At 62.4% G+C, this 21,392-nt stretch carries 21 protein-coding genes; 12 read left to right on the top strand and 9 right to left on the bottom strand.

Annotation, left to right across the window (positions count from 1 at the left end; genetic code table 11):
• The first annotated feature begins 85 nt into the window (after nt 1-85).
• Nucleotides 86-1,318: a DUF898 family protein gene (locus V1293_RS16955; protein WP_442894356.1), complete on the top strand. Its 1,233-nt coding sequence runs from the start codon at nt 86-88 to the stop codon at nt 1,316-1,318.
• Between the two features lie 17 nt (nt 1,319-1,335).
• Nucleotides 1,336-2,499 carry a M48 family metallopeptidase gene (locus V1293_RS16950; RefSeq protein WP_334516757.1) on the top strand — a complete coding sequence of 388 codons (1,164 nt, stop codon included), beginning with the start codon at nt 1,336-1,338 and terminating at the stop codon, nt 2,497-2,499.
• A 10-nt stretch (nt 2,500-2,509) separates the two neighbouring features.
• Here V1293_RS16950 and V1293_RS16945 read toward each other — a convergent pair whose 3' ends face one another.
• The 4 genes from V1293_RS16945 to V1293_RS16930 form a co-directional block, all read right to left on the bottom strand.
• Nucleotides 2,510-3,505: a LysR family transcriptional regulator gene (locus tag V1293_RS16945; RefSeq protein WP_334511031.1), complete on the bottom strand. Its 996-nt coding sequence runs from the start codon at nt 3,503-3,505 to the stop codon at nt 2,510-2,512.
• 188 nt (nt 3,506-3,693) lie between these two features.
• Nucleotides 3,694-4,425, bottom strand: coding sequence for a DUF2927 domain-containing protein (locus tag V1293_RS16940; RefSeq protein WP_334516755.1), 732 nt, complete (start codon nt 4,423-4,425; stop codon nt 3,694-3,696).
• Nucleotides 4,426-4,635: 210 nt separating this feature from the next.
• Nucleotides 4,636-5,256 carry an HD domain-containing protein gene (locus tag V1293_RS16935; RefSeq protein WP_334511030.1) on the bottom strand — a complete coding sequence of 207 codons (621 nt, stop codon included), beginning with the start codon at nt 5,254-5,256 and terminating at the stop codon, nt 4,636-4,638.
• Nucleotides 5,257-5,308: 52 nt separating this feature from the next.
• A complete protein-coding gene (locus V1293_RS16930; RefSeq protein ID WP_334511029.1) occupies nt 5,309-5,905 on the bottom strand; it encodes a L,D-transpeptidase in 597 nt (198 codons plus the stop codon).
• A 227-nt stretch (nt 5,906-6,132) separates the two neighbouring features.
• Between V1293_RS16930 and V1293_RS16925 the strand changes: the two genes are divergently transcribed.
• The 5 genes from V1293_RS16925 (at nt 6,133) to V1293_RS16905 (ending at nt 10,141) form a co-directional block, all read left to right on the top strand.
• Complete coding sequence (locus V1293_RS16925; RefSeq protein ID WP_334511028.1) at nt 6,133-7,674, top strand: acetolactate synthase large subunit; 1,542 nt, start codon at nt 6,133-6,135, stop codon at nt 7,672-7,674.
• Nucleotides 7,675-7,709: 35 nt separating this feature from the next.
• Nucleotides 7,710-8,225, top strand: a complete 516-nt coding sequence (locus tag V1293_RS16920) for a hypothetical protein (RefSeq protein ID WP_334511027.1) — start codon at nt 7,710-7,712, stop codon at nt 8,223-8,225.
• 23 nt (nt 8,226-8,248) lie between these two features.
• The gene (locus V1293_RS16915) at nt 8,249-9,571 is read left to right on the top strand and encodes a M20/M25/M40 family metallo-hydrolase (RefSeq protein ID WP_334511026.1); all 1,323 of its coding nucleotides are present in this window, start codon (nt 8,249-8,251) and stop codon (nt 9,569-9,571) included.
• A gap of 133 nt (nt 9,572-9,704) precedes the next feature.
• Nucleotides 9,705-9,884: a hypothetical protein gene (locus tag V1293_RS16910; protein ID WP_141686714.1), complete on the top strand. Its 180-nt coding sequence runs from the start codon at nt 9,705-9,707 to the stop codon at nt 9,882-9,884.
• A gap of 116 nt (nt 9,885-10,000) precedes the next feature.
• Nucleotides 10,001-10,141 carry a hypothetical protein gene (locus V1293_RS16905; protein WP_334517075.1) on the top strand — a complete coding sequence of 47 codons (141 nt, stop codon included), beginning with the start codon at nt 10,001-10,003 and terminating at the stop codon, nt 10,139-10,141.
• 222 nt (nt 10,142-10,363) lie between these two features.
• Here V1293_RS16905 and V1293_RS16900 read toward each other — a convergent pair whose 3' ends face one another.
• Nucleotides 10,364-11,365 carry an SGNH/GDSL hydrolase family protein gene (locus V1293_RS16900; protein WP_334511025.1) on the bottom strand — a complete coding sequence of 334 codons (1,002 nt, stop codon included), beginning with the start codon at nt 11,363-11,365 and terminating at the stop codon, nt 10,364-10,366.
• 837 nt (nt 11,366-12,202) lie between these two features.
• Between V1293_RS16900 and V1293_RS16895 the strand changes: the two genes are divergently transcribed.
• Complete coding sequence (locus V1293_RS16895; RefSeq protein WP_334511024.1) at nt 12,203-13,330, top strand: Rv1681 family radical SAM protein; 1,128 nt, start codon at nt 12,203-12,205, stop codon at nt 13,328-13,330.
• A 53-nt stretch (nt 13,331-13,383) separates the two neighbouring features.
• Here the strand turns inward: V1293_RS16895 and V1293_RS16890 are convergent, their stop codons facing one another.
• Together V1293_RS16890 and V1293_RS16885 are read right to left on the bottom strand one after the other, a co-directional pair.
• Nucleotides 13,384-14,229 carry a phosphate/phosphite/phosphonate ABC transporter substrate-binding protein gene (locus V1293_RS16890; protein WP_334511023.1) on the bottom strand — a complete coding sequence of 282 codons (846 nt, stop codon included), beginning with the start codon at nt 14,227-14,229 and terminating at the stop codon, nt 13,384-13,386.
• Nucleotides 14,230-14,306: 77 nt separating this feature from the next.
• Nucleotides 14,307-15,452: an acyl-CoA dehydrogenase family protein gene (locus V1293_RS16885; protein ID WP_334511022.1), complete on the bottom strand. Its 1,146-nt coding sequence runs from the start codon at nt 15,450-15,452 to the stop codon at nt 14,307-14,309.
• Between the two features lie 413 nt (nt 15,453-15,865).
• Here V1293_RS16885 and V1293_RS16880 point away from each other — a divergent pair, with 413 nt between their 5' ends.
• The 4 genes from V1293_RS16880 to V1293_RS16865 are packed head-to-tail and all read left to right on the top strand — an operon-like array spanning nt 15,866 to nt 19,738.
• Nucleotides 15,866-16,570, top strand: coding sequence for a TIGR04282 family arsenosugar biosynthesis glycosyltransferase (locus V1293_RS16880; RefSeq protein ID WP_334511021.1), 705 nt, complete (start codon nt 15,866-15,868; stop codon nt 16,568-16,570).
• A gap of 41 nt (nt 16,571-16,611) precedes the next feature.
• A complete protein-coding gene (locus V1293_RS16875; protein ID WP_334511020.1) occupies nt 16,612-17,937 on the top strand; it encodes a glycosyltransferase 87 family protein in 1,326 nt (441 codons plus the stop codon).
• Entirely contained in the window at nt 17,934-19,013 is a 1,080-nt protein-coding gene (locus V1293_RS16870) for a radical SAM/SPASM domain-containing protein (protein ID WP_334511019.1), read from the top strand. The genes V1293_RS16875 and V1293_RS16870 overlap by 4 nt, the downstream gene beginning before the upstream one ends.
• Nucleotides 19,010-19,738: a glycosyltransferase family 2 protein gene (locus V1293_RS16865; protein WP_334511018.1), complete on the top strand. Its 729-nt coding sequence runs from the start codon at nt 19,010-19,012 to the stop codon at nt 19,736-19,738. Before V1293_RS16870 ends, V1293_RS16865 begins: the two co-directional genes overlap by 4 nt.
• A 6-nt stretch (nt 19,739-19,744) precedes the next feature.
• On the opposite strand, the gene V1293_RS16860 is transcribed toward V1293_RS16865, so the two are convergent.
• Together V1293_RS16860 and V1293_RS16855 are read right to left on the bottom strand one after the other, a co-directional pair.
• Nucleotides 19,745-20,488 carry a methyltransferase domain-containing protein gene (locus V1293_RS16860; protein ID WP_334511017.1) on the bottom strand — a complete coding sequence of 248 codons (744 nt, stop codon included), beginning with the start codon at nt 20,486-20,488 and terminating at the stop codon, nt 19,745-19,747.
• Nucleotides 20,489-20,517: 29 nt separating this feature from the next.
• Nucleotides 20,518-21,180, bottom strand: a complete 663-nt coding sequence (locus V1293_RS16855; protein WP_334511016.1) for a DoxX family protein — start codon at nt 21,178-21,180, stop codon at nt 20,518-20,520.
• Nucleotides 21,181-21,392 lie beyond the last annotated feature (212 nt).

Raw genomic sequence — 21,392 nt, 5'->3', positions numbered from 1 at the left:
CACGTGTGGGACCTGGGTCACACTACGGCCGACAAATTTGTGGTTTGATCGGCCACCCTCGCGCTGGAGTTGAACCGTGAACCAGATGAGCTGGACCCCGCTGGGGCCGCCGATACCGCCGCCTTTACCCGTGCCTCCGCCGCCGGTGGCGTTTTCCGGCAGCCGCGGCGAATTTTTCCGTCTCGCCAGGCGCGGTGCCGGACTGGAATTCGTCACCCTCGGATTCTATAGATTCTGGCTGCTCACCGATATCCGCCGCCATCTCTGGGCCAACACCGTGGTCGATGGCGACGCTGCGGAGTACACCGGCCGCGGCAAGGAATTGCTGATCGGATTTCTGGTCGCGCTCGCGATCCTGATGCCGATCTACCTCGGCTATTTTCTGATCGGCCTGGAGGCCGAGCGCCTGAAGGCGTTCGCCAGCATCCCGCTGATTGCCTTCTTCTATCTGTTCGGGCAGTTCGCGATCTACCGCGCGCGGCGCTATCGCCTGACGCGCACGGTATGGCGCGGCGTGCGCTTCTGGATGAGCGGTTCGGGATGGATATATGCGTTGCAGGCGTCCCTGTGGGGCCTGTTGTCGACGGTAACCCTTGGGCTGGCGCTGCCGTGGCGCGCGGCCGCGCTCGAGCGCTACAAGATGCGGCACTCCTACTACGGCGATCTGCAGGGGAGTTTTGAGGGCCGCGGCTGGGGATTTTTCAAGCGCGGCTGGTGGCTGTGGCTGGTCGCCATGGTTACGCTGATTGTGCTGTTTGTTACAGTTCCACTCGCCAAATGGTATCCGGCCCTTCTGCCGCTGGCCAAGGTTGTTTTTGGCGCTGCACTCCTCATACCGATCGTTACGCCCTTTCTTTATGGGATTTTCAAAGCCATCGAATGGCGCTGGTGGCTCTCGGGCATCCGGTTCGGCGGTGTGCGTCTGGAATCGTCATTGCCGAAGAGCGCCTTGATCGGGCTGTACTGGAAAGTGATCGGCTGGATCGTCGTGCTCGGGCTGGTCTTCGCGGCCTATCTGGCCCTGTGCACGGTGATGGTCGCCAGCATCGGCGGTGAGGGATTGACGGAGTTTTTCAAGACGCCGGAATCGATGAGGAGCATTCCACTGCTGGTGCTGCTAGGGCTGGGCTATTTGACGCTGGCGCTTGCGTTCAATGTCGTGATCCGGGTCTATCTGACCCGCGATCTCTGGGTGATTGTGCTGGGCTCGGTCAACATCAGCGGTCTCGAGGCCGCCGCCAACGTTGCGGCGCGGGGCGACCTCGCCAACGCGCTCGGTGAAGGGTTTGCTGACGGTCTCGATGTCGGCGGATTCTAGCGAAAGCGTGGATGATCATGGATAGCGACGCGCCAGAGATTTCGAAAACACCATCGGCCAACGCAGCGATCTATTTCGACGGGACGTCGAGCCGGCGCCGCGCGGTTGCGCTGCAATTCTCCGACCGGCTCGAAATCATCGAAGGTGAGCAGACGCTTGCGGCGTGGGACTATGCCGACATCCGCCGCGCCGACAGCCCTTCAGGCATGCTGCGCCTCGGCTGCCTGAGCGCACCTGCGTTGGCGCGGCTGGAGGTTCGCGACAACGCGCTTGCGGCCGAGTTCGTCTCACGCTGCGCCAAACTGGATGAGAACACGCCCGGCCGCCGCGGCGTTGCCGTCATTGTCGGTTGGTCGCTCGCGGCCGCGATTTCTATCGTTGCCGTGGTGCTGTTCGGACTTCCGCTGATCGCCGATCGCCTCACGCCGCTGGTGCCCGAAGCGTTCGAGCGGCGGCTCGGCGATGTCGCCGACAGCCAGATCAAGACGATGTTCAATGCCAAGGTTTGCGACAATGCCGCCGGGCAGAGGGCTTTCGTCAAGCTCGTCACTTCAATTCGCGAATCCGCCGGCCTCGATACCTCGGTGCAGTCGGGCGTGCTGTCGAGTCCGATTCCCAATGCCTTCGCACTGCCGGGCGGCAAGGTCTATCTGTTCGACGGATTGCTGGCGAAGGCCGACAACGCCGACGAAATCGCGGGCGTGCTGGCCCATGAACTCGGCCATCTCAAGCATCGCGACAGCATGCGCGGACTGATCCGCGACGGCAGCACGTCATTCCTGATCGGATTGCTGTTCGGCGACATCACCGGCTCCAGCGCGCTGATCTTCGGCTCGCGCACGCTGGTGACGTCGTCGCATTCGCGCGAGGCCGAGACCAATGCCGACGATTTTGCCATCGACGTCATGCACCGGCTGGGCCGGCCGGCGAAGCCGACCGGGGAATTGCTGCTCCGGGTCACCGGCAAGGAGAGCAAGGGGCTCTCCATCATCTCCACCCATCCCCTGAGCGAGGACCGGCTGGCCCGGATGAGCCGGGAAGACCGGTCAGCAAGCGGGCCGCCGCTGCTGACATCAGAGGAATGGCGATCGCTGAAATCGATCTGCGATGGCAAATTTGACGGAGGCAAGTCTGGCCCGGCCAAGCCTGGCCCGGCCAAATCTGATCCGGCCAAAATCTGAGCCGATCAGGCTATCGCCGGGCGCTTTTCCGCGATCGCGCCGCTTCGATCGGCGCGGCGCCGCCCGGGTTCAGCTCCCATACCGCCTGCATTGCCGCGAAGGCTTGCGAGATCATCGGCTCGCGACGCCGCGACGTCAGGCAGGCGAAACTGAGGTCGCAGGTCAGCGCCAACTTGTCGGCAATCACGAAATTCCGGTTGCGCGTGATGCGGTCGAGCACGCAGTCGCGGGCGAGGCTGAGGCAGGTGCCGGCTTCGACGAACTCGATCATGGCCTCTTCCTGTTCGGCGAAGGCGACGCGTTTCGGCAATGCCCCCACTGCCCGGAAGACGTCGTCGATCAGCCTCCGATGCGCCGAGGTGTGCGGCGTTGCAACCCAGGGCAGATCGGCGAGGTCCGCCCAGTCCTTTCCCAGCACCTTGTCGCTCCACTCGCGAGGGGCGATCACGCGGTAGTCGTAACGCGTCAGCGGCATGAGCTGGAACTTGCCATCGTCGATGGTGCGTTCGGGCAGCATCATCCCCGACGCGAGGCGTTCGGGAGGCGTGGCATCGACATAGTATCCGACGTCGAGCTCGCCTTTTCCGATCTGCGCCAGCACGTCGTCGCTCAAGCCGTAGCGGAGGAAGACTTCGGTCTTCTTCGAGGAAGTGGCGAGGCTTCGCACGAACGGGCCCAGCCGGATCGACTCCGGATCCAGGATCGTGCCGACGCGCAGTGTTTCCCGCAGCGATTCGCGCAGGGAATCTGCCGCCGTCCTGAAATCCGCCGACGCCGATACCGTCCGGTGCGCCAGCGGCAGCAAGGTGGCGCCCGCTTCGGTCAGGGTAAAGCCGCCCGGCGTACGGTTGAAAAGCTGCAAGCCGGTGCTCTCTTCCAGCCCCTTCAGCTGAAGGCTGACGGCGGGCTGGGTCAGATGCAGCAAGGTGGCCGCGCGCGAAACCGTGCCTTCGCGGGCCACGGTGATGAAGCAGCGCAAGGCTTGAATACGTGGCAGGTCGTTCATTTGAAAAACTTATAGAAAGCGCCCATGAATCCCATTAGACAGGATTTGCTCTTGGAAGTCACAATCTTTCGTAAATAAAACTTTGCGTTGTCATTGAAAAAAAGGTGAATTGCGGGGGCGCCGGACCTTCAACTGCCGCTCCAGGGGAACTCGCAGCGCGTAACGAAGAATTTCGGGCGGCCCGTCACCTACGGCAGGTTGTTGACCTTGCGTACCCATGCGCGCACGTCGGCCAGCACATCCGGCAGCACCTCCTTGACCTCCTGCACGGTCATGCCGGCCTTGATCCGGGGATCATAGAGAAGGTTCAGGAGATACTGGTCGTAGACGTCGAAATACCCCATCGACACATTGTCGTTGAACATGGTCCAGGGCACGCTCGCCGTATCGTTGATCGGTCCCAGCGATTGCAGCAATTCCTCATAAGCGCAGTCGAAGAAGACGAAGTCGCCATTGTCGACGGTGAGGATCACGTCGGAATGCTCGATTTCGAACTTCTCGTTCTTGCGAAAGCCCGACAGGCATTGCGGGTCGAGCGAGGAGCGAATCTCTTTTGCCCGTTCGCTGCCGTAGAAAGTTGCGATGGTGCGCTGGAGATCGCGGTCGCGCACCAGCTTGACCTGCACATTGGCGTCTTCGAGGCTGCCGGCCATGGCGATGTCGAGGTGCTGAACGCGCGCGGCGATGTCGGCCACGATTTTCGAAAGCTGCGCCTTGCGGTCGGTCCGGGTGCCATCGGCAAACACCCGCACCGGCCCGTCATATTTGCGGATGCGGTCGACGCGGCCGGCGAGATGATATTCGGCGCCGAACGCGGTTTTCAGAAAGCCCTCGACGATCTCGCTGTCCGTGAAGGTCTTTTTCTCGGTGCGCTGGCGCTGCGCGATGGCGGGAATGTCGGCGAAAGCCACGCACGGCATGAAGATTTCGCCAAGCGCAACAGCGCTCAGGGCCGCCGCGAGCGTCCGCAAGTACAGGAATCGGCGAGGCGTGCGCATTCAAACGACGCTGCAGCAATCGGCGCGTGCGTGCAAGGGTTGTTCAAAGGGTTGTTCAGGCGATTGCCGGCGGCGCGGTGCGAGTTCCTTCGCGCCAGTGCCAGTCAGGAGGTGTGCGCCGGAGCCGGGGTCCTATCTGCCGGCAACCCTTGCCCTGATCGAGGCCACGTCGATTCCTGCGCCGACCATCTTGGCCTCGGCCTGCGCCTTTACGGCATTGCAAAGCGCGGTCAGGAAGGCATCGTGCGAGCATCGCGCGTCCATCTTCGTGTAGACCAGATCATACTCGATCGGCTCCCACGTTCCGAAGTCCGCGAGATTGTGCTGAATTTGCACTTCAAGATTATCCAGCGCGGTGGCGAACCTGGCTTCAGCCGTCGCATGTGCTTCGAATTCGTGCCACAGCTCGAAGATTTCCTGTCCAGTGTCGCCGGCGACACGGATTCGGATCTCCTCGATGGCCGCACGTTCGCGTTCGGCCTTGAGCTGTTTTCGCTCGCCCACTTCGAAATAGGGGATATCCCCGGCCAACGCCTCTACCAGGTCGTGCACCAGGATAATCTTGAGCACGCGTCCAATATCGACGGGATGCTCAAGATGACGGTATGCAAGCAGCGCGACCAGCGCCATCTGCCACGTATGCTCGGCGACACTCTCGCGCCGCCCATCCGATAGCCAGCTATGCCGCAGCTCGCGCTTCAGTCGCTCGGACAGACCCAGGAATTCCAGGATTCGACGAGCTTCGTTTTCCATCCAATCACCTGTTCAGGGCCAGCCGGTAAGGCAGCCGAGATGTCGGTGCTGCCTAATTCTTCACGATGACCGGTGTGCCGATGGACACGCGGCTGTAGAGATCGGTCACGTCCTCATTGGTCATGCGGAAGCATCCGGACGATACCGCCTGTCCGATTGTCTCGGGCTCGTTTGAGCCGTGGATGCGATAGAGCGTCGATCCCAGATACATCGCCCGCGCGCCGAGTGGGTTATCGATGCCGCCCGACATGTGGCGCGGCAGGTCGGGCCGCCGCCGCAGCATTTGGGCCGGCGGCGTCCAGCTCGGCCATTCCTTCTTCGCGGAAATGCGGTGGGTTCCACCCCAGCGGAAGCCGTCGCGGCCGACGCCGATGCCGTAGCGGATCGCCTGGCCGTTACCGAGCACGAGATAGAGCCTGCGCTCGGCGGTGTTGATGTAGATCGTGCCGGGCGTGTACCCGCCGGCAAAGTTCACGGTGGTGCGCGGGATCGGGCTCGATCCGCTGGGCATGCCGGGTCGGAAGAAACCGGGGCCGCCGCCCATGATGTCACGCGAGTCTTCGAATTGAAAAAAACCTTGGGCTTGCGCCTGGCCGGCCCCCGCCAGCATCGTCAGCGCCGCAAACAGCAAAGCAAAAGCCCGGGTCATCTTTCTCTTCCTCGCGAAAAAATCTGAATATGCAGAACACAGGCCATAATTGCGGCGATCGTGCAAGCAACGAGGCCGTGACCCCAGCCATTTTCGAATGCGGCGGTTAAAAAAGGCAACATGCTCCAGGCGATGGCTGCATTGTTCCGCTAAACCTTTGACGAAACGTGTGAACAATGATTGATCGTCAGCGGCTCACGAAACGAAGCGCGAAGGGAAACGGGACCATGAACGGTGCGGAAAGTCTGGTGCGGACGTTGGTCGCAGGCGGCGTGGACGTCTGCTTCACCAATCCCGGCACCTCGGAGATGCACTTCGTCGCCGCACTGGATCGGGTCGAGGGGATGCGTTGCGTGCTCGGCCTGTTCGAGGGCGTGGTGACGGGCGCCGCCGACGGCTATTACCGCATGAAGGGCACGCCGGCTTCGACCCTGCTGCATCTCGGCCCCGGTCTCGCCAACGGCCTCGCAAATCTGCACAACGCCAAGAAGGCCAATTCCGGCATCGTCAACATCGTCGGCCAGCACGCGACCTATCACATCGGTTACAACGCCCCGCTGACCTCTGATATCGAGGGGCTGGCGCGGCCGATGTCATCATGGGTGCGGACTTCGCCGGATGCGAATTCCGTAGCCGCCGACGGTGCCGCCGCGATCGCCGCGGCCAAGGGCGCGCAGATCGCCACCCTGATTTTGCCGGCCGATACCGCCTGGAACGAGGCCGACGGCATCGCCCAGGTGCCGGTGGAAAGCCAGCGCGCCAATTATTCCGCGCGGGCGGTCGACCATGCCGCCAAGGTGCTGCGCAACGGCGGCGCGTCGACGCTGCTGTTGATGACCGGCAGCGCGCTCACCGAGCACGGGCTGGCGCTGGCCGCCCAGATCGCGGGCAAGACCGGCTGCAAGGTGATGGGCCAGACCTACAATCCGCGGATGGCGCGCGGCAAGGGCCGGTTCGCGATCGACCGCATCCCTTACGTGATCGAGCAGGCGCTGCCGATCCTGAAAGACTTCAAGAATATCGTGCTGGTCGAGGCCAACGACCCCGTGGCGTTCTTCGCCTATCCGAACAAGCCGAGCATGCTCAAGCCCCAGGGCTGCGAGGTGCACCGCATGACCTCGGGCGCGGAAAATTCCGTTGCTGCCCTGGAGGCGCTGGCCGGCGCGCTTCACGCGCAGCCGTCCGACCGGCAGCCGCAGAAGCTGGTCGAACTGGCAAAGCCGACCGGCGCGCTGACGCATGCCTCGATCGCGCAGGCGATTGCGATGGCGATCCCGGAGAACGCCATCGTGGTCGATGAATCCGTCACCACCGGCCGCGGCTTCTTTCCGCCGACGGCGGCCGCCGCCCCGCATGACTGGCTGCAGAACATGGGCGGCTCGATCGGCTTCTCGACCCCGGTCGCGACCGGTGCTGCGGTAGCGTGCCCGGACCGCAAGGTGATCTGCATGGTCGGCGACGGCAGCGCGATGTACACGCTGCAATCGCTGTGGACGCAGGCGCGCGAGGGCCTTAACGTCGTCACGATTGTATTTGCCAATCGGATCTACCAGATATTGCGTGGCGAGCTCGACGGCGTCGGCGCCGGCGAGCCGGGCCAGCGGGCGATCGACATGCTCAAGATCGACCGCCCGACCATCGATTTTGTTTCGCTCGCCAAGGGCATGGGCGTGCCCGGCCGCGCGGTCGCCAATGTTGACGATTTCGTCAAGGCGCTGGCGGAAGCCATCGCCGAACCGGGACCGCGGCTGATCGAAGTGCAAATGTAAGGCGACGGTTACCGCTCGCCTTCGTGGGAGGCGTCATGCAGACCGAACTGAACAAGGTCATCACCGCACTTCACGAGTTCTATGCGCACGAAGCCTTTCTGCTCGAAAAGGAGGCCGGCGAGCGCGCGCTGACGCACCGGCTGGCGGTGCATCTCGAAAAGCAGTTCCAGGGCTGGGAGATCGACTGCGAATTCGACCGGCTGGGCGACCGCACGCTGCGGCTGCCGCACGGAACGATCGTCTCGACCGACGACCACCTCGCAAAATCGATCTATCCCGACATCGTGGTGCACCAGCGCGCCATTCCCAACAATCTGCTCGCGGTCGAGGTGCGGAAATCGGCCAATCATCAGCCGCTCGAGCATGACCAGCACAAGCTGCGGGCGCTGACCGATCCGCATCTGTGGTTCGCCTACTGGGTCGGCGTGCTGCTGACGCTGGACAAGAAGCAGGTCACGGTGACGGAAATCTATACCAGCGGCGTTCTCGACCACGCACTGTCCGCCTGGTTCGCCGGACGGCTGAAGGATGCGGGCTTAAGCGCAGGATGAAACCTGTGATACGGAGATTTTTGATGACACTCACGCGATCGATCCTGGCCATCGCCCTTGTCGCCCTCGCGCAGAACGCGCTGGTGCGAGAGGTTAGGGCGCAAGCCGCTGCCGCGCCCGACCTTGAGGCCATTCTCGCCCATCCCAAAATCGTCAAGTCGCTCGACGACATCAAGGCCGACGACGAGCGGGCTTTTGCGGAACAGAAGCGCATCACCGAAATTCCGGCGCCGCCGTTCAAGGAAAAAATCCGCGCCGAATATTATCAGAAGCGGATGCAGGAGCTCGGCTTCAAGGATGCTGCCATCGATGCCGAGGGTAATGTGATCGCGCTACGCAAGGGGACTGGCGGCGGCAGGCCGAAGCTCGTGGTGTCGGCACATCTCGACACGGTGTTTCCCGAAGGCACCGACGTCACCGTGAAGGAAAAGGACGGCGCCATTGTCGCGCCCGGCATCGGCGACGATTCACGCGGGCTTGCGGCGATGCTGTCGCTGATCAACGCGATGAACGAAAACCAGATCGCGACCGTCGGCGACATCATGTTCGTCGGCACGGTCGGCGAGGAAGAACTCGGCAATCTCCGCGGCGTCAAGGCTCTGTTCCGCGATCACACCGATATCGACGGCTTCATCTCGATCGACGGGCTCGGCATCACCCGCGTCGTCAACCAGGCGACCGGCAGCCATCGCTACGAGTTCACCTTCAAGGGCCCCGGCGGGCACTCGTTCCAGGAGTTCGGATTGCCGAGCGCGATCCATGCGATGGGCCGGGCGATTGCAAAGATCTCGGAGCTGCAGCCGCCCTCCGATCCCAAGACCACGTTCACCGTCGGCACCGTGACCGGCGGCACCTCGGTCAATGCCATCGCCGCCGAGGCGCGGATGGCCGTCGACATGCGCTCGAACTCGACCGACGAACTGCTCAAGCTCGAGGCGCGGTTGCTCGAACTCGTCAAGGAAGCGGTGGCGGATGAAAACGCGCGCTGGAAATCGGACAAGATGACCGTCGAGGCCAGGCTGATCGGCGACCGGCCGGCGGGCATCGTTCCGATGGATTCCCCGATCGTGCTGGCGACCCAGCGCGCGGTCGGAGCGATCAGCCGCGGTTCGCGCGCGACGTTCGGCGGCGCCAGCACCGATTCCAACATCGCGATGTCGCTCGGCATTCCGGCCGTCACCATCGGCGGCGGCGGGGAGGGCGGCAACTGGCACTCCCGCAACGAATGGTACAAGCCGGTTAACGCCTGGTACGGCCCGCAGAACGCGCTGTTGACCGTCCTGATCCTGACCGGGCTCGACGGCGTCACCAAACCGGCGCTTATTGAGCGAAAAGCCGCCAAATAGGGACCAAAAGGGCGCCGAAGCCCTTAATCCACCGTTAACCATGCCGCCGATTGGACAAATTATCGGCCAATTGCCGACAAAGCGGTAACCGAACATCGTTCCCCAGTAGTTCTACGTGCGTAGGGGGTGTGGCATGGCGTACAGGATCGTGGCGGAACGCAAGGACGAGACCGTCAGGATGGACCGAAGCAGCATGCTGGTAGCGGTCGCCAAAGCGCGGGTCTGGGCCAGCGAGGGGTGGAAAGTCACCATCATCGTCGGCGACGAAAACGAAATCGCACCGGCCGACGCGCGCCGGCTTTCCTTCGTGTGACGACCGGCGTGTAAAGGCCGATCTGGCGGCCGCCGCTGACTGGCCGCCAAAAATAGAACGGAACCGGGAACCCGGACTGACGTTATCCCTCTCGGCAGGCTTTCTGGAGCAATGCCATGCAGTGGCGGTCAGCAAGCACCGGCCCCGACGCAATGCGCGGCACCGGCGATAACGAAATCTCCTACGCAACCGGATGGACCATCAGCGGCCTGGTGACATTGGGCACCATTGTCGCGATCTGGCTGCTGGGGATTTGACTTAAGCTTTTTCTCTGCGCGACCCCCTTGCCGCCGGTCACGCGCAGTCATGCTCTGCGCCCGATCAGCAAACGCCACGGACGGATGCTGATGCGACAGATTCAGTGGTCCGACTTGGCATCCAAATCTTGCTATCCAAATCCGACCGGCGTCCAAAAGTGAACTTCAAACAAAAAGACCGCCCGAAGGCGGTCTCTGCACGCTGATCTGGCTGACGATCGATCAGGCTGCGCCAAGCGCTGTTGGCTGTTGTTGCCGGCGGTAGGCCATGAAGCCAACGCAAGCAAACCCTACGAACATCATGACCCAGGTGGAGGGTTCGGGAACGCCGGCGACCACGAGGAAGGCGTCGGCGATAACAGCGTGAGCCGCCGCTGTCGGATGAATCCCGTCCCAATACGCGTAGGTGTTACAGTTGGCGCCAACAACTGCTCCGCAGGCATTGGTCACGTCGGTAAAACCAAACGCTCCTGGATTAAGTGCGATCGACGTTCCCAGGCCGAAAATGTCAAAGGTCGTTACGCCGGACTCGCCCGCCAGCCGCGCAGCGAGCGCCGCGTTCATATTGGCAGCCAGGAAAGTCCCCAATCCGGAAGCGCCTGCCGCCGCAACCGCCGGCGCCAACCCGAGATTGGGCGTGTTCCATACCACGATGTTCTTCGCGCCGGCAGCTTGAAGCGCGTCAACAATCGCGCCGACATTGGCCGCGTACTGAATCGCCGTTGCCGCCACGGTTGGCCCCAGGCACGCCGGGCACCCTGCGATCGTGCCAAGCGCAGCTCGGGCATCATTGCCACCGCCGGCGATGACGTAAAGCGCATTGGCGGAGACGGTGTTGGTGGCCAAGTACTGGTTGGCCTGGGTGAGCAGGCTGAAAGGAAAGCCGTTGCCGGCTGGACCCGTGGTCGCGCCCCCATACGCGTAGTCCGTTCCGCCAAGCAGCGAAGGTTGCAGCGTTACGCCGAGTTTCGATGCGGCGTCCGATGCCCAAACCGGTCCATTGCTGTAAACTCCGGAGCCGTAGGGCTGACTGGGAACGTAGGTGTTGCCTGTAATGGTCTGTCCGGCATTGGTGCCGATCACGACGGCGTTGTTACCATTGTCCGATAGACTGTCGCCAAAGACAACGAGCGAGTTATAAATGCTGGCTGAGGCTGGCAGGGCCGCTAACGAAAAAGCTGTGACGGCAACTAACGGCAATAATCTGCTGAACGCGTATTTCATGAAGTTACCTACTCTTTTACTAAAACGGTTCGGCATAGCACTGTGTCGCGAGAGGTGTGTCAACTGCTCAATCACATGTTGCAGTGCATCCATTTCGCTGAACTGCGTTGCGATGCGCGGACCTCACTGACTTACATCGACAGTCATTGGTCCCTCTTGAGCTTTCGCTCTCCGAAGCAATGAAAAGCTTGCCCGGAAATGTGCGCGCCACATCCATGACGAACGTATCGAGTCTCGAAAGGTTTTCAGAAAGCGGACGGAGTGTGGGCGTGAACGGTGAACCGTTCCTGCTCGCGGGGTGCTGCACGGGCTTAGTGGTGGACGCACAAGGGATCGAACCTTGGACCTCTCCCGTGTGAACCACAATCCGTAGACCTTAGCCAACCTAATCAAGCCATAGTAAAGTTGTAAAAGTCCCTGCATTGCAGGCCTTTGTTGCCATATGCGGCCATAATGGGCCATAGCTGGCCTCGCCATATTTTGTATGCCCCTGCTGTGCCCTCCGTCAATTTTCCCTTCAGGCACAACAGGGCTGGGAAAGTGGAGGGTAGGGGCTGTGATCGTTTCTTGGGTCTTCCATCGACGTGTCCCAGGAAGGAGAAAGAGCAGACAACACCAACGTCCGCCGGCTCCAGATAGACAAGCTGACGCGGCTGAAGTCCGAGCGCAACCAGAAGGAAGTCGAGGCCGCGCTCGTCGCGCTGATGCGCTCGTCCCGTCCGCGTACGGCTCGACACACATAGTAGCTGGGTCCCGTTTCATAGCAGGCCCGGGCTGGCGCATTCTCTAGAAGGACGGAGGACATCGATCAGCCTCGTTGATTTCGCAGCGTTTTTGTTGAACACTGATCCCGTTTATTACGCTCCGGCGAGATCGTTTTTGGTGCAAACCTGGTACGATTTACGTGGAACGTCATCAGGGCTCTTAGGTTCGCGCATGAAGACGGGCGTTGAACTCGACGCTGGCAGCAAGACATTTGCCTCGGGCCTGCTGCTGGATTTGATAGCTGCGCTGCGCGGCTGCAGACACGGGGACCTCGTGGCCGTGATCAGCCGCAATCCCAGCATCGGCCCCGAGCTCGAAGCGTGGTGTCGATTTACCCGCAACAGTCTTGTCCACACAGCAGTTGAAGAAGGCCGCACCCGGTGGGTGCTCCGGTACGGCGAGGCTGCCGAGAATGTAGCGGAAGACCGGCCCGTCGGCTCTCGCCTATGGCTTTACACCAATTTCGACTGCAATTTGAGCTGTGACTATTGTTGTGTGCGCTCGTCGCCCAAGGCTCCGCGGCGGGCGCTTGGCATCGAGCGGGTGCGACGGATCGCGATCGAAGCCGCAGGGCTCGGCGTAAGGGAGATATTTGTTACCGGGGGTGAGCCGTTCATGCTGCCGGACATTGGCGAAATTCTTGCCGCCTGCGCTGCAACGGCGCCGACCACGGTCCTCACCAACGGAATGCTGTTTGCCGGGCGCGGGCTCGCAACGCTGCGCTCGTTGCCGCGCGGTCGCATTACATTTCAGATCAGTCTCGACAGTCCGACGCCGGAGCGACACGACAGCCACCGTGGCAAGGGGACATGGGTACGCGCCTGGAAGGGCATCGAGCAAGCACGTGCCGAAGGATTCCGGGTGCGATTGGCGGCGACGGTGTCGACTGACGCAGAGGCCGAGGAATTCCGCAACTTCCTGGACGCCCATCACGTCAGCGAAGAGAACCGGGTGATCCGGCGGATTGCTTTGCGAGGCTCGGCCGCAGAGGGCATCGCTCTGGCCAGGGCCGACCTTGTTCCCGAGGTGACCATCACGGCGGACGGCGTGTTCTGGCATCCTGTCGGGGCCGAGGACAACGACCTCCTGGTCAGCCGCGAGATTTTTCCGCTCGCCGAATCCTTCGCGGCCGTGCGTCGCGCCTTCGATCGCGAATTTGAGCATCAGCGCCGGTTGGCCAGGATTTTCAATTGCGCCTGACAGCGGGCGCAGCGTGTGCTTAGAGCTGAATCCGGATTTTGATTGCACCGATATTAGGCCGGCGGCCGTTTCAAGAATCCTTGCTGTGTGGAGGCTTCCCTTAATTCTGCGTACGCCTCGAGCTGCGGCGCTATCCATTGACGCAAGCCTTCCGCCTCGAGCACAGGTCGATGCACCGGGTTGTCGTAGCTCATGCCGAACAATGCCGTGGCAAACTGCTGCTCCAGCGCGGGGTCCAGATCGGGTCGGGCCGTGAACATGCAGTGATTGTAGGGCCGCGAGGTCCAGATTTCGGTAAGCGCGCCTTCCGGCACCAGGCGCTCGCTCCGCACCGCGTTCCAGAACGGGCTGCCGATCGCGCCGGCATCGGCGCGGCCATCCAGCACCGCGCGAACCACATCGGACTCGCTCGTACCGGTGTCCCCGTGCTTGCCGAGGTCGGTGTTGAAGCGCAGCGTCTGGTAGTCCTTCGCCTCAACCAGACCTTCGTGCTGCAGGAAATGGACCGGGAGAATTGCCGCGTGCCCGCTATCGCGGCTGCCAAGGGCCAGCGTCCGGTTCCTGATATCTGCAAGGCTGGCGATCGGCCCGCCCGTGACCGCGACGATCTTGGTCATCCAGCCTATATCACTGTCGCGCATCGCGATGGGCCGGCAACGCTTGTCGCTCCAGGCGTCGGCCTGCAGGTAGGCGAGATTCGTGTTCCATCCGATGTCGATGCGCGGCAGCAGATCACCGGGCTGGGCCAGGAGGGCGGCGACCTGCGCCTCGTAGCTCTGAAACAACACCACTTCGACGGGGAGATGCGCTTCCTCGTGAAAATAGCGTCGCATGCCTTCCCAGATACCGACCACCTTCGGATCGTACGCGACAGCCCCTACCCAGATCGTCCGGCTCATGATTGCCTCTCCCTTCTCGGGCTAAATCAAATGTTGCCAATCACGGCAGAGCGTTGCTCGGTGGCGCGCTCCCGTGCTCAGAACAGCGGTATTCCCAACACTGCCTTGCCGATGAATTCGAGCAGCACATCGCTGGTCGGCGCCATCACGGCTCCCGCATGCGCGTCGCGGAACACTCGCTCGATCGCCATGTGCTTGGAAAATGCGGCGCCTCCGCACACCCGCATCGCCGTCGAGGTGACGGCTATGGCAACTTCCCCTGCCGATGCCTTGCACTCAAGCACGCGCAGCATGGTGGTATCGCGAGGGCGCTCAAGGTGATCGATCAGATCGTCGACGCGCGCGGCAAGCCCATCCGTGTCGATCTGCATCCTCGCAAGCTGCGCGCGAAGCGTCGGCAGGCTCTCTCCAAGACTCTGGCCCAGATGCTCGAAGCGGGCGCTCTTGAGATGGGCCGTGGTCCCCGCCACCGCGGCCCGGCAAAGACCCAGCGCGACTGCCGATGTTCCGAGGTTGAACAGGGGAAGCACGATCTCCAGCATCGCCTTGAAACCGGCGCCGTCGTCCGTGAGCTGTTGACTGGGGTCGACTTTGCAATCCTCGAGGATCATCGGCGCGGAAGCGTTGGCGCGCATCCCGAGGCCGTCCCATGGGCCTGCGACCGACAGCCCAGGTGTGCCACTGGCGAAAAGGTAGAGGGTTGAATCGGTTGGGCCCGTGCCTTCAGGAGCCAGGGCTGAGACGACATAGCTCTGTGCGTAACCCGCGCTCGTCACCCAGGATTTCTTGGCCGTGAGGTGTACGGCCACGCCATTGCGTTTGGCTCGCGAGACGGGCGCCCAGAAGTGGCTGCGTGATCCAGCTTCACTGAAAGCGAGCGTCGTGAGGTGCCGGCCGGTCGCAATGTCCTTCAGGGTCTGTGCTATGGCGGCGCCCGGGCGGGCCGCAGCGATCGTCGCGGTTGCGCACAGGTGCATCAAATAAACCATCGCGGCGGATGCGTCGGCCTCGGCAAGCGTTGCGACCGCCGCAGCGAGTGTCCTCGGCCCGAGCGCCGAGCCGCCGACCTCGGCGGGGAGCATGATCCCCAGCAATCCGGACGGACCGAGCGCCGCGATTGCCTCGGATGAAAATCGGGCTTCCTTGTCGTTCTGCTTGGCGGCCGGGGCAAGGATGCGATCGGCGATGTCGTTGGCATTCGAAACTGCGGTCTCGTGATTCATGTGACCCTCGCAATGTCGACCTCGGTTGCTTTTACGATGCTAAGCGATCCATTTGATGGGATCAAACAAGACGAACGCCGGGCGCATCAAAGCGCACGCCGCACCAGCAGCAGGCAACATCTCCCCACAAGGATACGATGGCGAAGGGCCGGTTGTTTCGTCACGCGACACATTTTTTTCAGGATGGCGCGGGGCGCCTAGTCTCTGCGGCTGCGCTCCTTGGAGCCGCAACCGGCGCGGTGCTTGCCCACTGGCAGGGAGAACGCTACCAATGATCGGCCACGGCGCAACGAGGCTTGTCTGGTGATGGCGGCCACTGACGGTGAGGTGATACCCATCCGTGCGCAAAAGCATGACGCGCGGCCGTTCGCATTTGCGATCACCGCTGGTCGCCCGCGGCCTTGGCTGCTGCCGTGAGCGTCGCGGCAATCGGGATCATTTGCAAGGCGCCGCAGCCCGGCCGCTCGAAGACGCGGCTTGCGGCGGCCATTGGCGAAGTCGCTGCGTCCGAGCTCTCTGCCTGCTTTCTGCGCGACGTCGCAGCAAGTATCGAGGCCGTGCCTGACACGCTCGGCAAGCGCGGCTACGGCGTCTATGCTCCGGCGGGAGCCGAACACATCATGCGGCAGCTCTTACCGGCAAGTTTCGGACTGTTGCTACAGGCTGGCGATGATTTAGGGCCCGTTCTGCATGGTGCCACGTGCGCTTTCCTCGATACCGGACATGACGCGGTCCTGCTCGTCAATGGCGATAGCCCAACCCTGCCACCCGGCTTGCTTACGCAAGCCGTTGAGACCCTGCGCGAACCCGGAGACCGGATGGTGCTCGGGCCAGCAAGCGACGGCGGGTACTACCTGATTGGCCTTAAGCGACCGCACCCGCACCTGTTCACTGGGATCGCATGGGGTACCGGAACCGTGGCTCGCAGTACATGCGAGCGTGCAGCCGAAATCGGGCTTGCTACCGCCATGCTTCCCGAATGGTACGATGTCGACGACGTCCAGACGTTGCGTTGGCTGCAGGACGAGTTGGCCGGCCGTTCAACCCGCTTTCGTGACGGCGGACGTGCAGCGGCAAGCCGGGCCTTTCTCGAGGCCGGCCCGCAGATAGGACTTTGAATCCGATGCCGGGAGCGGTCGCCAGTCAATCCGGTCGACTAATGCGCTTCGTCGAACGCGTGCCCCCACTTTCCGGATTGGCCGGTGTTGGTGCTCTCCTGGCAGGCCTGTCTGCGGCGATTCCCTTTGCGTTCGAGAGCTATGGCGACAATGCCTTCATTGCCCTGGCGATCGCAGCCGGCTTGCTGACGATCGCAGCAACCAATCTGGCCGATCGAGCACCTCAAAATACCGCGCTGTGGCTCATTCTTGGACTTGGGATCGCGCTGAGAGTGTATGCGCTGCTGTTCGAGCCGCTCTTGTCCAGTGACATCTACCGCTATGTCTGGGATGGCAGGGTTCAGGCCGCCGGCATCAACCCGTACCGCTATTTCCCGGCCCACGAGGCGTTGGCGTCTCTGCGCGATGCGATCTTTCCTCACATCAATCGAGCCGATTTCGCCGTCACGATCTACCCTCCGGTGGCGCAGTTTTTCTTTCTTATCGTTACGCGAGTTAGTGAGAGCGTGACCATGATGCGGCTTGCATTACTGGGGTGCGAGTCATTAACCGTGGTACTGATCATGCTGCTGCTGCGGCGGATGGAACGCCCGCTGACGCGCATGGTCGCCTATCTCTGGCACCCGCTCCCACTATGGGAGATCGCCAACAGCGGCCATGTCGACGCGCTGATGGTTGCGCTGATGCTGCTGGGCCTTTGGATCGCGCTAACCGGCCATGCTCTTCGCGGAGCGGTCCTGATCGCCCTTTCGATGCTGGTCAAGCCGTTTGCGGCGCCGGCTTTCGCCGGGATTTGGCGCCCGTGGGACATTAAGATGCCGCTCGTGGTGATAGGCGTTGTAGTGCTTTGTTATCTTCCCTATGCGTCGGTCGGCTGGGAGGTTTTCGGATTCCTGACCCAAGGCTATCTGACAGAAGAGGGGGTCCGTGACGGCAACGACCTCTGGCTATTGTCGCTCTGGCGGGTAGTGTTTGGCGAACACCAGGGCGATGTTGTTGCCTACGTCGGGCTGGCCGCGCTGGTCCTCCTGGTCAAGGGGGTCTCCGTGGCCCGCCGGTCCGATCGCACCATCGGGCCCACGCTTGCCAGCATCAACATGCTGTTACTCCTCGCGCTCCTGTTCGCGTCGCCCAACCGTCCCTGGTACTTTCTGGTCATTACGCCGTTTACCGCACTGTGCGGCTCGCTGCCGACATGGGTCGTTTCGATCGCGGCGCTCTTTCTGTCGGAGCAACTCGACTGGGATTTCTACATTCCAAGAATGGTAACCAAGTCAGTTCTGTTCGGTGGTCTTTTGCTGGCCTGGGCCATCGAGGCCTGGAGAAGCAGCTTGCAGCAGGCCGCAGATGCGAGGGTATCGCAATGACCCTTTCCGGCGAGACACCAGGCGCTCACGCTTCAGTCGATCCGCGCCGCTATCATGAGTCGGTCACCGGCGAACGCACCGAGGCGGCACCGCGTCCGCCGGTCTGCCTCTATCTGGAAGTGACCAATCGTTGCAATCTCCTGTGTACGACCTGTCCGCGCACCTACGAAGAACTTGAGCCGCCGGCGGACATGGACTGGGAGTTGTTCACGTCGATTGTCGACCAGGTTCCTGATCTCGCGCGTGCCGTTCTGCACGGCGTCGGCGAGCCGATGCTGGTCGCGAATCTGCCGCGGATGGTCAAATACCTCAAGGACCGCGACGTCTACGTCCTGTTCAACACCAATGGGACGGTCCTCAGCGAACGCAATGGCCGTGCGCTGATCGACGCTGGGCTCGATGAGCTGCGTGTGTCACTCGACGCAGCGAACCGCGAGAGCTTCAAGGCGATCCGCGGCAGAGACTATTTTTGGCGCATCCTCCGCAACGTGCGCGCGTTTCGTGAGCTGCAGGAGCGGGAGGGACGGCTCAAGCCGCAGGTCTCGATCTGGCTTACTGGCCTCAAAGAGACCGTCGATGAGCTTCCGGCGTTCGTGAAAGTTGCCGCCGACGTCGGCGTCAAGGAGGTCTATCTGCAGCGACTCGTGTTCTTCGACGAGAACGTCATCGGCAAGGCGCGCCCGGATCAGGCGTTGTTCGAACGCCTGACCGAAGGCGAAGCAGCTCATCTGAAACAGGCCGAGGAGCTGGCGCGCTCCCTTGGCATGACCTTCAGCGCGTCGGGCGGAGCGAGCGAGCCGGGGTTAAGTTTGAAGGGCTCTGGTGACGGCTCGCCGTGGTCGCTCTGCCGCCGGCCGTGGTCGCTGATGTATTTCACAGCCAACGGCCGCGCCTTGCCGTGCTGCATCGCGCCGTTTTCGCAGCACGGCTACGACAACTATACCCTTGGCCACGCAAGGCATCAGTCCCTGCGGGAGATCTGGAACGGGCCGGCATATCGGGACTTTCGCGCGGCGCTGCTTTCCGACAAGCCGCCGGACTGCTGCGCGAATTGCGGTCTGCGCTGGAGCCTGTGAACGAGGTGGCCGTCGTCTCGGCAATCATTCCCTGTCTCGACGAGGAAACGGCGATCGGGCAGGTCGTGGCCGCGGTGCTCGCGCAGAGTGTGAGCGAGGTCATCGTTGTCGATGGCGGCTCGCGGGACCGTACCGCCGAGCGGGCCAAGGCCGCGGGGGCTCGCGTCGTCGTCGAGCCGCGGCGCGGTTATGGTCGTGCGGTCCAGGCGGGCATCGCCAGCGTGCGCGATGACGCCGACATTATCGTCTTCCTCGATGGTGACGGCAGTGATCCCGCCGAGTTGATTTCCGATCTGGTGTCGCCGATCGTCGCGGGGCAGGCCGTCTTCGTGCTCGGCTCTCGCGTTCACGGTCCGCGCGAGCCCGGCAGCCTGGCGCCGCAGCAGGTCATCGCGGCCCATGTCGGCGGGCTGCTGCTGCGCCTCGTCTATGGCGCAAGCTTCACCGACCTGTCGCCGTTTCGCGCCATCCGTCGAGAAGAGCTTGGACGTCTCGGCATGAAGGAAGAGACCTATGGCTGGAACCTGGAAATGCTGATGCGCGTCGCCGCCACGCATTTGCCGGCCATGGAGATCGCTGTCGGACAGCGGCGTCGGATCGGCGGGGTATCGAAGGTCTCCGGCAATGTTGTCGCCGGCATCAAGGCAGCATGGTCCATCTCGGCGACATTCGTTCGCCTGGCGCTCGAGCTGCGGGGCGATGCTCCACGCAAAGGATCGTCGTAGCGGCGATCAGCGAGCGCCGGCACGATTCCCGCAGGCGATGATTTCGCCGGGAGATTTTCGATTTGCTTCTCCTGGCGGCGAAAACACCGCCAGATATCCACCATCGCCTGCAAGTTGATGCGTGGCTATCTCGCGATAGCCAACGGCGGACAATTCGCAACGCAGGAGCTCGATTGGCGTGCCGTGCTCCGTCGTCGGGCGCTCCTGGTCGACAATTCCGATCCGCGCGCCCGGCTTCAAGGCGGGCGCGAGATTGTAGAGGAACGCATAGGGCTGCGTTATCTCGTGATACATGTGCACGAGGATAGCGACGTCGAGCGAGGAAGCGGGCAGGCGCGGGTCGTGTGGCTCGCCCAACGCAAATATGACGTTTGTCAGTCTCAGGCGTTCCGTTCGCCTGGCGAGCTTGGTGAGGTAATCGCGCCTGACGTCCTCGGCGACGACCGAGCCGGTGGGGCCGACGAGGCGTGAAAGCCGGACCGTGTGGTAGCCACTGCCTGCACCGATGTCGCCGACCGTCATACCTGACTTCAGCTCAAGAAAACGGGCGATCTCGCCGGCCTCATTCAGGGAGTCGCGGTGCGCTTCGTTGGAGCGGGTTGGGCTGACGATCTGTGCAACCGGACGCCGAGGAGAGGGAAACTCCTTTGCGGGAACTCCTGGCGGAGCCAGATAACCAGTGTCAGCGGTGTACGCGCAAGTTGCGCCCAGCGCCACAAGAAGCGTTACTGCGCGGGCCAGTGCCAACATGTGCTTGTCCCCGCACAAAGCGATGATGACTAACCGGCGATGTTGAAGAACCAGCCGATAAGGCCCCTGCCGTCGCGCACGGCGGGCACTTCGCGACGCAACCGGGCATCAAGGCCGAGACTGCGGCCAGCGCCCTCGACCACAAACAGGAACATCAGAAAGGCCAGGAACATATACGACCACGGCCACTCGGCCGGATCGCCCGGCCGATAGATTCCGAGCCAGAGTTGCACCACATAAGCGAGCGCCAGCACGCCCACTAAGCGCACCGCAAGTCCGAGGATCATCGAAGCTGCGAACGCCAGTTCGGCAAGAAAAACAATTGGCCCAAAGACCTTCATGTTGGGTAGCACGACCTCCTTCAGGAAGGTGCTGTGAAACTCGAACGCAGCGCGGGTCGTTTCCTGTTCGGTCCAGTATTGCAGACCACCGGACACGGGAAGCGGAAGTTTCCACAACATGCCCTCAAACCACATGCAGCCGATCAGGACTCGGACCAGCCAGACTCCGAGATGTCGGCCGGTCCGTTGCGCCGGATCCTCCCGCCAGTTCTGGAAGGCCACGGCGATGCTGGCGAGCAGCAGCGCCCAGAACAGCGCCAGGATGAGATAGCGCCAGTTTCCCAGACTGAGATAGTCGCCGGTAGCCGCGGTCAGGAACTGCCAGACATCGGTGAAGGGATTTTTGGGCATAGGCGCGTGCTCCAAGGATTTCAATAGTTAGGTCTTACGCCTCGGTTGGCTGAATCGTTACGCTTCGTACCGATGAACTGGCTAGGCGACCGCACCGAGGGCTATCGGGAGGTGCGCCTCGGCCTTCGCAATCAGACGCCGAGGTTCATTTGGCGTCGATCCAGTTGTTCGAGCCCGTCAGTTTAACTGACACATCTATAACGGCAATCCGG

It is taken from the genome of Bradyrhizobium sp. AZCC 1693, assembly GCF_036924745.1.
Classification (GTDB): Bacteria; Pseudomonadota; Alphaproteobacteria; order Rhizobiales; family Xanthobacteraceae; genus Bradyrhizobium.
Note: the sequence above shows the minus strand (reverse complement) of the source record. Positions and strands in the feature narration are given on the sequence as shown.

Excerpts from the sequence above, each read along its gene's own strand:
- V1293_RS16930 (WP_334511029.1), bottom strand. The coding sequence starts at position 5,905 with ATGACCCGGGCTTTTGCTTTGCTGTTTGCGGCGCTGACGATGCTGGCG.
- V1293_RS16890 (WP_334511023.1), bottom strand. The coding sequence starts at position 14,229 with ATGAGCCGGACGATCTGGGTAGGGGCTGTCGCGTACGATCCGAAGGTG.
- V1293_RS16875 (WP_334511020.1), top strand. The coding sequence starts at position 16,612 with ATGCGCTTCGTCGAACGCGTGCCCCCACTTTCCGGATTGGCCGGTGTT.
- V1293_RS16950 (WP_334516757.1), top strand. The coding sequence starts at position 1,336 with ATGGATAGCGACGCGCCAGAGATTTCGAAAACACCATCGGCCAACGCA.
- V1293_RS16900 (WP_334511025.1), bottom strand. The coding sequence starts at position 11,365 with ATGAAATACGCGTTCAGCAGATTATTGCCGTTAGTTGCCGTCACAGCT.
- V1293_RS16920 (WP_334511027.1), top strand. The coding sequence starts at position 7,710 with ATGCAGACCGAACTGAACAAGGTCATCACCGCACTTCACGAGTTCTAT.
- V1293_RS16860 (WP_334511017.1), bottom strand. The coding sequence starts at position 20,488 with ATGTTGGCACTGGCCCGCGCAGTAACGCTTCTTGTGGCGCTGGGCGCA.
- V1293_RS16885 (WP_334511022.1), bottom strand. The coding sequence starts at position 15,452 with ATGAATCACGAGACCGCAGTTTCGAATGCCAACGACATCGCCGATCGC.
- V1293_RS16905 (WP_334517075.1), top strand. The coding sequence starts at position 10,001 with ATGCAGTGGCGGTCAGCAAGCACCGGCCCCGACGCAATGCGCGGCACC.
- V1293_RS16955 (WP_442894356.1), top strand. The coding sequence starts at position 86 with ATGAGCTGGACCCCGCTGGGGCCGCCGATACCGCCGCCTTTACCCGTG.
- V1293_RS16925 (WP_334511028.1), top strand. The coding sequence starts at position 6,133 with ATGAACGGTGCGGAAAGTCTGGTGCGGACGTTGGTCGCAGGCGGCGTG.
- V1293_RS16940 (WP_334516755.1), bottom strand. The coding sequence starts at position 4,425 with ATGCCGTGCGTGGCTTTCGCCGACATTCCCGCCATCGCGCAGCGCCAG.
- V1293_RS16935 (WP_334511030.1), bottom strand. The coding sequence starts at position 5,256 with ATGGAAAACGAAGCTCGTCGAATCCTGGAATTCCTGGGTCTGTCCGAG.
- V1293_RS16855 (WP_334511016.1), bottom strand. The coding sequence starts at position 21,180 with ATGCCCAAAAATCCCTTCACCGATGTCTGGCAGTTCCTGACCGCGGCT.
- V1293_RS16915 (WP_334511026.1), top strand. The coding sequence starts at position 8,249 with ATGACACTCACGCGATCGATCCTGGCCATCGCCCTTGTCGCCCTCGCG.
- V1293_RS16870 (WP_334511019.1), top strand. The coding sequence starts at position 17,934 with ATGACCCTTTCCGGCGAGACACCAGGCGCTCACGCTTCAGTCGATCCG.
- V1293_RS16945 (WP_334511031.1), bottom strand. The coding sequence starts at position 3,505 with ATGAACGACCTGCCACGTATTCAAGCCTTGCGCTGCTTCATCACCGTG.
- V1293_RS16910 (WP_141686714.1), top strand. The coding sequence starts at position 9,705 with ATGGCGTACAGGATCGTGGCGGAACGCAAGGACGAGACCGTCAGGATG.